The 13318-nt window shown below is 71.7% G+C and carries 13 protein-coding genes; 5 read left to right on the forward strand and 8 right to left on the reverse strand.

What is annotated here, in order from left to right; genetic code table 11:
• The first annotated feature begins 33 nt into the window (after positions 1 to 33).
• The 3 genes from ITJ50_RS08150 to ITJ50_RS08160 all read left to right on the forward strand — a co-directional run bounded on the left by ITJ50_RS08150 (position 34) and on the right by ITJ50_RS08160 (position 3507).
• Positions 34 to 1206, forward strand: a complete 1173-nt coding sequence (locus ITJ50_RS08150; RefSeq protein ID WP_194590273.1) for a LacI family DNA-binding transcriptional regulator — start codon at positions 34 to 36, stop codon at positions 1204 to 1206.
• Positions 1207 to 1262: 56 nt separating this feature from the next.
• Positions 1263 to 2759 (forward strand): glucuronate isomerase, encoded by a 1497-nt coding sequence (gene uxaC / locus ITJ50_RS08155; protein ID WP_194590274.1) that lies wholly within the window; start codon positions 1263 to 1265, stop codon positions 2757 to 2759.
• Between the two features lie 139 nt (positions 2760 to 2898).
• Positions 2899 to 3507, forward strand: coding sequence for a class I SAM-dependent methyltransferase (locus tag ITJ50_RS08160; RefSeq protein ID WP_194590275.1), 609 nt, complete (start codon positions 2899 to 2901; stop codon positions 3505 to 3507).
• Positions 3508 to 3558: 51 nt separating this feature from the next.
• On the opposite strand, the gene ITJ50_RS08165 is transcribed toward ITJ50_RS08160, so the two are convergent.
• From ITJ50_RS08165 to ITJ50_RS08175, 3 genes are all read right to left on the reverse strand, one after another.
• Complete coding sequence (locus ITJ50_RS08165) at positions 3559 to 3936, reverse strand: type II toxin-antitoxin system death-on-curing family toxin (protein ID WP_159557481.1); 378 nt, start codon at positions 3934 to 3936, stop codon at positions 3559 to 3561.
• Positions 3933 to 4136 carry a ribbon-helix-helix protein, CopG family gene (locus tag ITJ50_RS08170; protein WP_017886769.1) on the reverse strand — a complete coding sequence of 68 codons (204 nt, stop codon included), beginning with the start codon at positions 4134 to 4136 and terminating at the stop codon, positions 3933 to 3935. Before ITJ50_RS08170 ends, ITJ50_RS08165 begins: the two co-directional genes overlap by 4 nt.
• Positions 4137 to 4312: 176 nt before the next feature.
• Complete coding sequence (locus ITJ50_RS08175; RefSeq protein WP_159557479.1) at positions 4313 to 4852, reverse strand: gluconokinase; 540 nt, start codon at positions 4850 to 4852, stop codon at positions 4313 to 4315.
• 112 nt (positions 4853 to 4964) lie between these two features.
• Here ITJ50_RS08175 and gndA point away from each other — a divergent pair, with 112 nt between their 5' ends.
• Positions 4965 to 6422 (forward strand): NADP-dependent phosphogluconate dehydrogenase, encoded by a 1458-nt coding sequence (gene gndA, locus ITJ50_RS08180; RefSeq protein ID WP_194590276.1) that lies wholly within the window; start codon positions 4965 to 4967, stop codon positions 6420 to 6422.
• Positions 6423 to 6501: 79 nt separating this feature from the next.
• On the opposite strand, the gene ITJ50_RS08185 is transcribed toward gndA, so the two are convergent.
• Positions 6502 to 7257: a hypothetical protein gene (locus ITJ50_RS08185; protein ID WP_194590277.1), complete on the reverse strand. Its 756-nt coding sequence runs from the start codon at positions 7255 to 7257 to the stop codon at positions 6502 to 6504.
• Between the two features lie 107 nt (positions 7258 to 7364).
• On the opposite strand from ITJ50_RS08185, the gene ITJ50_RS08190 reads away from it, so the two are divergent.
• Complete coding sequence (locus tag ITJ50_RS08190; protein WP_194590278.1) at positions 7365 to 8999, forward strand: molybdopterin-dependent oxidoreductase; 1635 nt, start codon at positions 7365 to 7367, stop codon at positions 8997 to 8999.
• Between the two features lie 380 nt (positions 9000 to 9379).
• Here the strand turns inward: ITJ50_RS08190 and ITJ50_RS08195 are convergent, their stop codons facing one another.
• The 4 genes from ITJ50_RS08195 to ITJ50_RS08210 form a co-directional block, all read right to left on the reverse strand.
• Entirely contained in the window at positions 9380 to 10159 is a 780-nt protein-coding gene (locus ITJ50_RS08195) for a putative protein N(5)-glutamine methyltransferase (protein ID WP_307858761.1), read from the reverse strand.
• Between the two features lie 73 nt (positions 10160 to 10232).
• Positions 10233 to 11210, reverse strand: a complete 978-nt coding sequence (locus ITJ50_RS08200) for a ribose-phosphate diphosphokinase (RefSeq protein ID WP_017886775.1) — start codon at positions 11208 to 11210, stop codon at positions 10233 to 10235.
• Positions 11211 to 11271: 61 nt separating this feature from the next.
• Positions 11272 to 12699 (reverse strand): bifunctional UDP-N-acetylglucosamine diphosphorylase/glucosamine-1-phosphate N-acetyltransferase GlmU, encoded by a 1428-nt coding sequence (glmU, locus tag ITJ50_RS08205; RefSeq protein WP_194590280.1) that lies wholly within the window; start codon positions 12697 to 12699, stop codon positions 11272 to 11274.
• A 161-nt stretch (positions 12700 to 12860) separates the two neighbouring features.
• Positions 12861 to 13265, reverse strand: coding sequence for a hypothetical protein (locus tag ITJ50_RS08210; protein ID WP_139179749.1), 405 nt, complete (start codon positions 13263 to 13265; stop codon positions 12861 to 12863).
• Positions 13266 to 13318: the final 53 nt, after the last annotated feature.

Genomic DNA, 13318 nt, shown 5'->3' on the forward strand with positions numbered 1-13318 from the left:
CACTTGTTGCCAGACGCGAATACGTTCGGCCTCGTGAAGGACCTCTCGACGGACGGCGGCGGGCGCACGGGCGGTGCCGCGGGCGCTGCTGGTGCCGCTGGCGCCGCTGGCGCGGGCACCGCCGCTGGTGCTCGCACTGCCGGCGCTGCAGGCGGTGCTCGCGCTGCCGGTGCCGCCGCTGGTGCCGCGCGTCGCGTCACCATCCGCGACATCGCCGACGCGACCGGGGTCGCCGCCTCCACCGTCTCCCGCGCCCTGTCCCTGCCCGACCGGGTCAACCCCGTCACCCAGGAGCGCATCCAGCAGGCGGCCCGCGAGCTCGGGTACGTCGCCAACTCGCAGGCCCGGGCGCTGACCTCGGGCCGCACCCGCGCCGTCGCCGTGCTCGTGTCCGACATCACGAACCCGTTCTACTTCGACGTCATCCGCGGCACGCAGCACCAGCTCGCCGGGGCCGGCTGGACCCAGTTGCTCGTCGACACCGAGGAGTCCGCAGACGCCGAGATGGCCGCGCTCACCGCCGTCGGGGCGAAGGCCGACGGGGTCGTGCTCACCGCGTCCCGCCTGTCCGACGCGCAGATCGCCCGGTTCGCCGAGCGGATCCCCCTGGTCGTCGTGAACCGCAGGCCCGCGGGCGTGCCCTCGGTGCTCATCGACACCCCCGGCGGCGTCGAGCAGGCGGTCCAGCACCTGGTGTCGCTGGGACACCGGGAGATCCTGTACGTCGCCGGGCCAGACAGCTCGTGGTCGAACGAGCGACGGTGGCGAGCACTCGTGCAGGTCGCCAAGCGCCTGGGCGTCCGCGTCGCCCGGATCGGCCCGCACGCGCCCTTCGTGGACTCCGGTGCCGCCGCTGCCGACGCCGCCGTGCACGCCGGGGCGACCGCGTGCATCGCCTTCAACGACCTGATCGCCATCGGGATGCTCGCCCGACTGCGGGAGCGCGGGGTCCGCGTCCCCCGGGACATGAGCATCGTCGGCTGCGACGACATCTTCGGCGCCGACTTCTGCAACCCGCCGCTCACCACGATGACCTCGCCGATCGAACGGGCCGGCCGGGTCGCGATCCGGATGCTGCTCGGCCGCCTCGGCGCCCTGCCCGCAGACGAGCTGCCCGGGGAGCACATGTCCGGCGCCGTCGCCCTGCCCACCCACCTGACCGTGCGCGAGTCGACCGGGCCGGCGCCCCTGGCTGGCACCGCCTGATCCCGCACGCCCCCAGAACTCACCGCCCCGAACTCGCCGCCCCGAAGGAGTCGATGATGACCCGCACCAGCACCCCCACCCGGCTCGCGCCGCACCCCGACCGGCTGTTCCCCGCCGACCCCGGGGCCCGAGCCGTGGCACGCACCGTGTACGAGGCGGTCAAGGACGCCCCGATCATCTCGCCGCACGGGCACGTCGATGCAGCACTGATCGCCGCGGACCAGCCGTTCAGCGACCCCGCGTCGCTGCTCATCACGCCCGACCACTACGTGCTCCGCCTGCTGCACGCGAACGGGGTGGACCTGGCTGCGCTGGGACGCGCGGACCTGTCGGGGCCCCGCCCGGGCTCGCAGGCTCGCCCGGCGGCGTCGGCGCATCGCTGGCGCGATGCCGCTGAGCCGACGCCGCCAGGCCGTGCCGTCTGGCGGCAGCTGGCGGAGCACTGGGACGACTTCCTCGGGACCCCCGTGCGCTACTGGTTCGAGACGGAGCTCCACGACGTGTTCGGGCTCGACCAGGCACCGTCCGCCGCGAACGCGGACGACCAGTACGACCACATCGCCGGCCTGCTGGCATCCCCCGCCTTCCGGCCACGCGCGCTCTTCGACACCTTCGGGATCGAGGTCCTCGCCACCACGGACGGCCCGGCGGACGACCTCGCTGCGCACGCGCAGCTCGCCGCCGACCCCGGCTTCACCGGCCGGGTCCTCCCGACGTTCCGCGCGGACGCCGTGTTCGACCCGACGCGGTCGGACTGGAGGCCCGTGGTCGCGTCGATCGGCGAGGCCGCAGGCATCGACACGGGTACCCACGCAGGACTGTTGGCGGCGCTCCGCGCACGTCGCCACCACTTCATCGAGCACGGCGCGACCGCCACCGACACCGGGGTGCTCGACGCGGGCTCCGCCCCACTGTCGTCGAGCGAGCGGGAACGCATCCACGCGGCGGCGCTGCGGGATGCGTCCTCGGTCACCGATGCCGAGGCGACGGCGTACCGCCACGACATGCTCTACCGCTGGGCCGAGATGAGCGTCGAGGACGGCCTCGTCATGCAGCTGCACCCCGGGGTGATCCGGAACCACCACACCCCGACGCTCGAGCGCTTCGGGCCGGACACCGGCCACGACCTGCCGGCCGTCGGGTCGTTCACCGAGCCGCTCCGGCCGCTGCTCGAGTCCTTCGGCACCGCTCCCGGGTTCCACCTGGTGCTGTTCACCGTCGACGAGACCGTCTTCTCGCGCGAGATCGGGCCGCTCGCGGGCTTCTACCCCGCCGTGTACGCGGGCGCGCCGTGGTGGTTCATCGACACCCCGGCGGCCATCGGGCGCTACCGCTCGGCCGTCACCGACTCGGCGTCGTTCACCAAGACCTCCGGGTTCATCGACGACACCCGCGCGTACTGCTCGATCCCGGCGCGGCACGACATGGCTCGGCGGGCGGACGCGGCGTACCTGGCGTCACTCGTGGTCACGCACCAGATCTCGGAGGAGGACGCCGTGCACACGGCCCGGCGCATCGTGTCCGACATCCCGAAGGCGACGTTCAAGCTCTGAGCGGGGGGGGGCGCGTGGTGCGGGGTGCGGCGCGCTGGTGGCCGCGTGGTGCGAGGTTCCGTGCCTGGTGCGAGGTTGCCGGGTCGCACGGAACACGGAACCTCGCACGGTTCAGTGATGCGCCGGTACCGTCGGGCACATGACGGAGCGGGTGACGGCGGCGTACGGTGCTCGGGCCGATGAGTACGCGGCACTGCTCGGGTCGATGAGCGCCGTCCACCCGGACGACCGCGGACTCGTCGACGCCTGGGCAGCCGGTCGCAGCGGTCCCCTGGTCGACGCCGGGTGCGGTCCCGGTCACTGGACGGCGCACCTCGCACGGCAGGGGCACCGCGTCACCGGCATCGACGCGGTGCCGCAGTTCGTCGAGCACGCACGACGGACGCACGGCGCTGTGGACGCGGACCTCGACTTCCGGGTCGGGTCGCTCGACGCGCTGCCGCTGGCGGACGGCAGCGTCGACGGGGTCCTCGCGTGGTACTCGGTGATCCACCACGACCCATCGCAGATCGGTGGGGCACTCGCCGAGTTCTGTCGGGTGCTCGCCCCCGGCGGTGGGCTGTTGCTCGGGTTCTTCGAGGGCGCCGCGGTCGAGGCCTTCGACCACGCGGTCGTCACCGCGTACCGCTGGCCGGTCGCGTCCCTGGCGGCGCTGCTGGACGAAGCGGGGTTCGACGTCGCGGACGTCCACACCCGCACGGCTCCGGAGCACCGGCCGCACGGGGCGATCAGTGCGGTGCGCCGCTGATCGCTGATCGCTGACCGCTGACCGCTGACCGCCGTCCGTCCGAGCGGCCGGTCAGGCGTCCGAGACCATCGCGCTCAGAGCAGCGGCGATCTCCGTCACGGCATCGAGTTCCCCTTCCGCGATCGCGACGATGAAGTCGTACGCCTGATCGTTCGAGGCGTGGAGCCGGACACCGTTCACGCCGAGGAAGACCACGAGCAGCATCAGCCCGAGGCGCTTGTTGCCGTCGACCAAGGCGTGGTTCCGGATGGCGGAGTGGACGAGCGCCGCCGCTTTCTCGACCAGTGCCGGGTAGGCGTCGTTCCCGCCCACCGACGCGGCGGGTCGCGCGACCGCCGCCTCGAGCAGTCCGACGTCGCGGATCACGGAGTCAGCCCCCAGGGTCCGACGAGCGATGTGCAACGCCTCGTCGGTCGTGAGGTGGATCACTTGCCGAGTCGTTCGAGCGCCTCGGCGTAGCGCGGGAGTTCTCGGTCGAGGATGCCGTCGATCAGGTCGCTGCGGCTGTGCTGCTCGACGTACTCGCGGATGGCGGCGCGGGCGACGTCCTGCATCGAGCGCTCCTCGAGGTCAGCACGCTTGCGCAACGCCGCTGCCTCGGCATCGTCGAGTCGGAGGGTCATGGCCATGGAGTCGATGGTATCAACGGTGGTACCTGAACGGGCCCCAGTGATCGTGGTCATGGAACGACGGTACGAGCGTCCCCGTCGACGCAGACGAGACCAGGGGTCGGATGGGGATGACGACGGCCGCGCTGCGCCCTGTGGAGGAACTGCCAGGATCCGTCGCAGGTCGTCGACGTTCGTCAGTCGGTGGTGACCGCGAGCGCGGCGAGGATCTCCCGCACGGTGTCGTCGACCGATCCGTCGATCGACACCGCGACCGCCGCCTCGTCGGGCTGCGGCCGCTCGAGGGTCGCGAACTGCGAGTCGAGCAGGGTCGTCGGCATGTACTCGTGGTGACGGTGGGACTGCCGCTCGGCGATGAGGTCGCGGGACCCGTCGAGGAAGGCGATGACGAGCCCCGGTGCGGATGCGCGCAGACGGTCCCGGTAGACGCGCTTGAGCGCTGAGTTCGCCATCACGCACCGGGACCCGTCGGCCTCGACCGCGGCGATCCGCTCGGCGCAGGCGTCGAGCCACGGCCAGCGGTCCTCGTCGGTGAGCGGCGTGCCCTGCCGCATCTTCTCCTTGTTGGCGGCCGGGTGCAGGTCGTCGGCATCGACGAAGACACAGGGTTCGCCCTGCGCGACCAGTGCGTCGGTGAGGGTCTGGCCGATGGTGGACTTGCCGGAGCCCGAGACTCCCATGACGAGGACGGGCGGGTGGACAGCGAACTCGCTCATCCCTCCACAGTATTGATCCGGTGAACTCTGGTCCCCAGTTCCCGGAACTCCTGTGCGGTCCCAGACCACCGGTCGTAGGTTGGGCGCCAACGTCAGGACAAAGGAGACCCTCGTGGCAGACAACAACGGTCAGGCGAACATCGGAGTCGTCGGACTCGCAGTGATGGGCTCGAACCTTGCCCGCAACCTCGCATCGCGCGAAGGCAACACGGTGGCGGTCTACAACCGCACGTACGCCCGCACCGAGGAACTGCTCCAGGAGCACGGCGACGCAGGGTTCATCGCGTCCGAGGACATCGACGGGTTCGTCGCGTCGCTGTCGAAGCCCCGCACCGCGATCATCATGGTGCAGGCCGGCAAGGGCACCGACGCCGTGATCGGGCAGCTCGCCGAACGATTCGAGCCGGGCGACATCATCGTCGACGGGGGCAACGCGAACTTCCACGACACCATCCGCCGTGAGCACGATCTGCGCGAGCAAGGGCTGAACTTCGTCGGCATCGGCATCTCCGGTGGTGAAGAGGGCGCGCTGAAGGGCCCGTCGATCATGCCCGGTGGCTCGAAGGAGGCCTGGGAGACGCTCGGGCCGATCCTCAAGTCGATCGCCGCGGTGGCCGAAGGTGAACCGTGCGTGACCCACATCGGCACCGACGGCGCCGGGCACTTCGTCAAGATGGTGCACAACGGCATCGAGTACGCCGACATGCAGCTCATCGCCGAGTCGTACGACCTGCTCCGTCGCGTCGGCGGGCTCTCGGTGGAGGACCTGGTGCAGGTCTTCGACGAGTGGAACAAGGGCGACCTCGAGTCCTACCTGATCGAGATCACCGGCGAGGTCCTCAAGCAGCGCGACGCCGACACCGGCAAGCCGCTCGTCGACGTCATCCGTGACGCGGCCGGCTCGAAGGGCACCGGCGTCTGGACCGTGCAGAACGCGGTGGGTCTGGGCATCCCGGTGTCGGGCATCGGCGAAGCCGTGTTCGCCCGTGCGGTGTCGTCCAAGCCGACGCAGCGTGCCGCCGTGCAGCAGTCGGTCAAGAACCGTCCGCAGATCGCCGAGGTGCCGGACACCTTCGCCGACGACGTCCGTGCGGCGCTCTACGCCTCGAAGGTCGTCGCGTACGCGCAGGGGTTCGACCTCATCATCGCCGGGGCGAAGGAGTACGGCTGGGACATCGACCTCGGCAACGTCGCGAAGATCTGGCGAGGCGGTTGCATCATCCGGGCGCAGTTCCTGAACCGCATCGTCGAGGCGTACGACGAGAACCCGAAGCTCGAGTCGCTGCTGGTCGACCCGTACTTCGCGAACGCCGTCGCCGAGGGCGAAGCAGCCTGGCGGCGCATCGTCGGGATCGCCGCCGCATCCGGTGTCCCCGCGCCGGGCTTCTCGTCCGCGCTGTCGTACTTCGACTCGCTCGCGTCCGACCGGCTGCCCGCAGCGCTGATCCAGGGCCAGCGCGACTTCTTCGGAGCGCACACCTACCAGCGCATCGACAAGGACGGCACCTTCCACACGCTGTGGTCCGACGACGACCGCCGCGAGGTCGAGCAGGAGCCGTCGACGCACTGACGAACCGCGCCCGCCGACGACCGACGTCGGTGCGTGCGCAGCACGGAGGGCCTCGCCGAACGCGGGGCCCTTCGTCGCATCAGGCGACGATGCGCTCCCGTGCCAGGTCGGCGACGAGCCGGTCCAGCCGCGGACCACGCCCGAGCAGCCGCCGCGAACCCGGTGCAGTCCGGACGAAGAAGGTCGCGACGGCCGGGGTGTCGTCCGGCCGCACGTGGTGGATCGCCACCGCACAGGCTCGGCGAGCACCGTCCGAGCCGCCAGCGCGACCCGAGCCACCCGAGCGGCGCGAGGCACCCGAGCCGTCCGTCCGTTCCGGCACGTCCTCGAGCCCGACGTGCACGACCCGACTCCACCGGATCACGAGCAGCCGGGTCGCCCGCCGTTCGTCGAGTTCCCACAGGGAGGCCTCGGTGGCGCCGAAGGCCCACGTCACGCGCGAACCGAGGTGGGTGTCCGGACGGACTTCGTCGATGACGCCGCGGAGTTCGGGCGTCGGCGCCGCCGGCACCAGCCACACCGTCGGGTCGATCCGACGGATGGCGAGCGCGAGCGCCTCGTCCGCCTGCCGCCGCCGTGCCGTCGCGGTCCGCACCACCGCGATCACGATGACCACGACACCGAGTCCGATCGCACCGAACTCGACGATGCCGTACCAGGACAGGTCCACGCTGGGTGCCGTCGAGACGACGACGATCCGGGTGATCAGGAGTGCCATCCAAACGGCGACGATGACCCAGCGCAGGGTGGCGAGTCGACGTGCCGGCGACATCGGTGTCCGCCCGGCGCCGCGGGCACGACCGGACCGCGGGACACCATCCGGACGCTGCAGCACGGTCTGATCCTCCCACGAGGCGCGCGCCACCTGCTGGCCGGACCCGGTGAACGCGCGGGGAAGCCCGCACACAGCCCACGAGCGGCCTGACGACCTACGCTCGGGCGGTGACCACCGAGACGACGGACGAACCGATCGGCCGACCGACGGCGGATCCGTCCTCCGGGACGCGCGGGCCCGATGCACCTTCGAACCGACGTTGTACGCTGATCGCCGCGATCGTCGGCGTCGTGGCCGCCGCCGCGTTCCTCGGTGTCGCCGAGTTCGGCGCACTGCTGCTCGGCGGGGCGGGCAGCCCCCTGGTCGCCGTCGGTTCAGCGGTCATCGACCTCGCTCCCCCGGGTGCGAAGGACTTCATGGTCGCCGTGTTCGGCACCGGGGACAAGGTCGCCCTGTTCGGGCTCATGACGGTGATCGTCATCGCGATCAGTGCCGGTGCCGGAGTCCTCGAGCGCGCACGCCCGCCCTTCGGTGCGCTCGTGTTCGCCGCCGGTGGTGTGCTGGCGCTGTTGGCCGTCAGCACCCGCTCGGGCAGCGGGAGCCTGGACGGCGCCCCGACGGTCCTCGGGATCGCCGCGGCCGTGGTCGTCCTGCGCCTGCTGCTCCAGCGGCTGCGACGGTGGGAAGCAGCGGCTGCCGTGCCGTCAGCGTCCCCGCGACCCGCCTCGGCGGAGCGCCGGACGTTCTTGATCTGGGGCGTCGCGACGGCGAGCCTCGCGGTCGTGGTGGGCACCGCCTCCCGGCTCGGGTCGTCCGCGATGCAGGCGGCCGCTGCTGCCCGGCGGGCCATCCGGCTGCCCGCGGCGGCGACCGCGGCACCGGCGGTCCCCGCCGGTGCGTCGCTCGACGTCGACGGCATCACCCCGTACATCACGCCGAACGCTGACTTCTACCGGATCGACACGGCCCTGCGCGTGCCCATGGTCGACCCCGCCGACTGGTCGCTCCGGATCCACGGAGCGGTGGAGAACGAGATCACGCTGACGTGGGACGAGCTGCTCGCCCTGCCGCTCGAGGAGCACGTCGCCACGCTGAGCTGCGTGTCGAACGAGGTCGGCGGTGACCTCATCGGGACGGCCCGCTGGCTGGGCTACCCGATCCGCGAACTCCTCGCCCGGGCGCGTCCGACGGGCGACGCCGACATGGTGCTCTCACGGAGCATCGACGGGTTCTCCGCCGGCACCCCGCTCGACGTGCTGCAGGACGACGGCACCGCGGCGCTCCTCGCGGTCGGGATGAACGGCGAACCCCTGCCGACCGAGCACGGGTTCCCCGTGCGGATGGTCGTGCCGGGGCTGTTCGGGTACGTCTCGGCGACGAAGTGGGTCACCGAGCTCGAGGTCACCCGCTTCGCCGACGCGCAGGGCTACTGGACCCCGCGCGGCTGGTCGGAGCGTGGCCCGGTCAAGCTCGAGTCGCGCATCGACACACCGCGGAACGGGTCGACCGTGACCGCGGGCAAGCCGGTGGCGATCGCCGGGGTCGCATGGCAGCCGCACAAGGGCGTGAAGGCCGTCGAGGTCCGCGTCGGAGGCGGCGACTGGCAGCGCGCCGAACTCGCCGACTCGGTCTCCGCGGACACCTGGCGGCAGTGGGTGGTGCGGTGGACGCCGACCTCCGGCTCGCACCGCATCGAGGTGCGCGCGACCAGTGCGGACGGCGAGGTGCAGACGAGCATGGACCGGCCGCCGGCGCCGAACGGGGCGACGGGCTGGCACACGGTGACGGTCGACGCGCGCTGACGCTCCGGCAGCGGAGTCTCGGAGTCGCAGGGTCGCGGGACACGCCCGCTGAGGTCCGCCGAGGGAGCAGGAAAGGTCGGTTCGCGGACGCGCAGGCGACACTTCGTGCCGCCCCGGCGAACCTGAGCGGCATGTCGTGACCACTGGCCGCAGGCGTGCTCCGGTCACCCGACGGCCTGGAGGACCGGTGCCGGCCCGCTCCGCCCCTCACCCCGGTCGCGTGACACGCCACATGCGTCGCGCCGGGGGTGCAGGAAGCGTCCGTTCGCGGACGCGCAGGCGACACTTCGTGCCGCCCCGGCGAACCTGAGCGGCATGTCGTGACCACTCGGCGGCGGGGGCCGGGCACGGGGCACCGAGCACCGGCGGGCAGGGTGCGGTCAGGCGGGCAGGGTCGCGACGATGCAGGTGCCGTCGACCTCGGCGTCCCGCTCGACGGCGGTGGTGAAGCCGGCGGCCGCGAACGCAGCGGCGGACGCCTCGGCCTGGGCTTCGGACACCTCGATGACGACCGCGCCACCGGGCCGGAGCCACTCCCCCGCGCTCGCGGCGATCCGACGGTGCAGGTCGAGACCGTCCGCACCACCGTCGAGGGCGATGCGGTGCTCGTGTTCCCGGGCCTCGGTCGGCATCAACGCGATCGAGGCCGTCGGCACGTACGGGGCGTTCACCGCGATGACCGTCACGGCCCCGCGGAACCGCTCGGGCAACGGCGCGAACAGATCGCCTGCGACGACGATGCCGCGGTCGCCGATGTTCTCGGCCGCGACGTCGACGGCGTCCGGGTCGATGTCGGTGGCGACGAGGTCGAGCGCGCCGACGCGTCCGAACAGGGCGACCGAGATCGCACCCGCGCCGCAGCACAGGTCGACCACGCGGTCGTAGCGCTGCAGCCGACGCGCAGCCTGCTCGACGACGACGGTGGTGCGGGCGCGCGGCACGAAGACCCCGGGGGTCACCCGGATGCGGTGCCCATCGAAGGCGGCCCAGCCGAGCACGTACTCGAGCGGCTCACCGGCCAGCCGACGCTGCACCAGGGCGCGGAGTCGCACCGGCTCACCGTCACCGGCCTCGAGCAGCAGGTCGGCTTCGTCCTCGGCGAAGACGCTCCCCGCGGCCCGGAGCCGGGCCGCGAGGGCGTCACGCGCGGGATGGGTCACCACGGGCAACGGGACACGTCACGTCGCGGAGATGGTCCTGCGCCGTGCGCTGTGCCCATGGGTCGACGGCTCGCTACGCTGCGCCGTCGAACATCGACGTCACGGAACCGTCGTCGAAGACCTCGTGGATGGCACGGGCGATGAGCGGCGCGATCGGCAGCACCTCGAGGCGGTCCCAGCGCTTGTCCATCGGCAGGGGCAGGGTGTCCGTCACGACCACGCGGTCGATGAACTCGCTCTGCAGCAGCTCGGTGGCGGGGTCGGAGAACACGGCGTGGGTCGCGGCGACGACGACACCCGTGGCGCCGGCGTCCTTGAGCGCCTCGGCAGCCTTCGCGATCGTGCGGCCGGTGTCGATCAGGTCGTCGACGAGCAGGCAGACGCGACCGCTGACGTCACCGACGATCTCGTGCACCGAGACCTGGTTCGGCACGAGCGGGTCGCGACGCTTGTGGATGATGGCGAGCGGCGCGCCGAGCTTCTCGGACCAGATGTCGGCGACACGGACGCGGCCCATGTCCGGCGACACGACGGTGAGCGTCTTCGGGTCGAGGATCTGGCGGAAGCGCTCGAGCAGCACCGGCATCGCGAACAGGTGGTCGACGGGGCCGTCGAAGAAGCCCTGGATCTGCGCAGCGTGCAGGTCGACGCTCATGATGCGGTGCGCGCCGGCAGCCTTGAACAGGTCGGCGACGAGGCGAGCCGAGATCGGCTCGCGGCCGCGGCCCTTCTTGTCCTGGCGGGCGTAGGGGTAGAACGGCGCCACGACGGTGATGCGCTTCGCCGAGGCACGCTTCAGGGCATCGACCATGATGAGCTGCTCCATGAGCCACTCGTTGATCGGCGCGGTGTGCGACTGGATGACGAAGGCGTCGCAGCCACGGACCGACTCGTCGAAGCGGGCGTAGAGCTCACCGTTCGCGAACGTCCGTGCATCCGTCGGCACGAGGTCGACCCCGAGCTCCTCCGCGATCTCGGCAGAGAGCGCCGGGTGTGCTCGCCCCGAGACGAGGACGAGTCGTTTCTGGCCGGTTGTCTTGATTCCGGACAAGTGCGGTGCTCACTCCCTGACCCACGAGGGGTCGATGTCGGCGACGGGTGGTCGCCAGGATCTATTCGCCGTTCGCGAGCCGAGCAGCCTCGGCCGCCGGTGTGCCGGGTCGGTGTTCCTCGACCCATCCGTCGGTGTTGCGCTGTGGGGCGTAGCTGATCGCGAGCGATCCTGCCGGAACGTCCTTGCGGACGGTGGTCCCGGCGCCGGTGTACGCACCGTCACCAATCCTAACGGGGGCGACGAACACGTTGTGCGAGCCTGTACGGACGTTCGAGCCGACCTCGGTTCGGTGCTTGTGCACGCCGTCGTAGTTCGCGGTGATGGTGTTCGCGCCGATGTTCGAGTCCTCGCCCACCTCGGCGTCGCCGATGTAGGACAGGTGCGGGACCTTGCTGCCGCGACCGATCCGGGCGTTCTTCGTCTCGACGAAGGTGCCGATCTTGCCGTCGTCGCCGAGGATCGTGCCGGGCCGCAGGTAGGCGAACGGGCCGACCGAGGCGCCGTCCCCGATCACCGCGAGGGTGGCGTCGACGCGGTTGACCGTGGCGCGGGCACCGACCTCGGTGTCGCGCAGCGTGGTGTCCGGACCGACGACGGCACCGGCGGCGATCGCGGTGGCACCGATGAGCTGGGTGCCGGGCAGGACTTCGGCGTCGGGCTCGATGGTGACGTCGAGGTCGATCCAGGTGGTCGCCGGGTCCTGCACGGTGACACCGGCGCGCTGGTGGCCGCGGACGATGCGGGCGTTGAGCTCGCGCGCAGCGTCGGAGAGCTGCGCACGGTCGTTGATGCCGGCGACGAGCCACGGGTCGGTCAGGGTGACGACGTCGATGCGCCCGCCGCGCTCACTGATCAGCGCGGGGGCGTCGGTGATGTACTTCTCGCCCTGCGCGTTCGCCGTGGTGAGCGACGGCAGGACCGCCCGCAACCGCGCGACGTCGAACGCGTAGATGCCCGCGTTCGCCTCGGTGATGGCCAGCTGTTCGGCCGTCGCGTCCTTGTGCTCGACGACGCTGACGAAGGCGCCGGCGTCATCACGCACGATCCGTCCGAGGCCCGTCGGGTCGGGGGCGATCGCGCTGACGAAGGTCGCCCCGTTGGCGGCACCGACATGGGCATCGACGAGCAGGCGGAGCGACGCCGCGTCGAGCAGCGGCACGTCGCCGGAGAGCACGACGACGGCACCGTCGAAGTCGGCGGGCAGGGCGTCGACCGCCACCTCGACCGCACGGCCGGTGCCGGGGACGGCGTCCTGGTCGACGATGATCGCGTCAGGGGCGCGCTCGACGACCTCGGCCGCGACACGATCACGCTCGTGCCGCACGACCACGGCGACGTGCTCGGGGCTGAGCGACGACGCCGTGCGCAGCACGTGCCCGATGAGCGGCAGCCCGGCGAGCCGGTGCAGCACCTTGGGCGTGGACGACTTCATGCGCGTGCCCTGCCCGGCGGCGAGGACGACGACGGCGATGCGCTGGTCGGTCATGGACCCATCCTGGCGCACCCGAGCCCGTGGCGTCCGACGCGAGCACGGTCCTGTGCCCAACCGTGCGCACAACCGCAGCCTGTGGACGGACCGGCACCGTGCCTCCTGGCAGCGCTCGCGCCCAGCAGCCGAGTCCGGTGGCTCAGCCGAATCCTGGTGGCTCAGCCGAGGTCGGCGGCGTTCCCGGTGCCGCACCGCGACACACCACTCATGCTCGACTTCGTCGTCGCCGCGCCGAACTGGATGCGCTCGACGTCCCCGCCGCTCCCGTTCACCAGGTACCGCTTCGCCCCGGAGGTCATCCGGTCCGTCGAGTACTCCACGGTGAGCCCGTCCGCAGACCACGCCGTGCCCACCGACTTCGTCACGGCCTCGGGGTCGGCGACCCCCGCGCCGGTGCGGACGACGTTGTACAGTGCGCCGGTCGAGCCGTCGGCGAGCACACAGTCCTGCGCGTACTCCTCGGACCGATCGGCGTCCCAGTCCACGCCGGAACGCTTCATCGTCGAGTCGACGTACGCCACCGCGAGCTCCCGCTGGTGCTCCGCCGTCGGTGCTGCGCTCATGCTGTTCTCCTTGTTCGGGGTTCCCGCCGCACAGCCCGCGAGCATCGTGACGA

The organism is Curtobacterium sp. VKM Ac-2889, assembly GCF_015350855.1.
In the GTDB taxonomy this organism is placed as follows: domain Bacteria; phylum Actinomycetota; class Actinomycetes; order Actinomycetales; family Microbacteriaceae; genus Curtobacterium; species Curtobacterium poinsettiae.

Bases quoted from the DNA above. Each gene is read 5' to 3' on its own strand.
- uxaC (WP_194590274.1), top strand. From the start codon at position 1,263: ATGACCCGCACCAGCACCCCCACCCGGCTCGCGCCGCACCCCGACCGG.
- ITJ50_RS08160 (WP_194590275.1), top strand. From the start codon at position 2,899: ATGACGGAGCGGGTGACGGCGGCGTACGGTGCTCGGGCCGATGAGTAC.
- ITJ50_RS08170 (WP_017886769.1), bottom strand. From the start codon at position 4,136: ATGGCCATGACCCTCCGACTCGACGATGCCGAGGCAGCGGCGTTGCGC.
- ITJ50_RS08175 (WP_159557479.1), bottom strand. From the start codon at position 4,852: ATGAGCGAGTTCGCTGTCCACCCGCCCGTCCTCGTCATGGGAGTCTCG.
- glmU (WP_194590280.1), bottom strand. From the start codon at position 12,699: ATGACCGACCAGCGCATCGCCGTCGTCGTCCTCGCCGCCGGGCAGGGC.
- ITJ50_RS08210 (WP_139179749.1), bottom strand. From the start codon at position 13,265: ATGAGCGCAGCACCGACGGCGGAGCACCAGCGGGAGCTCGCGGTGGCG.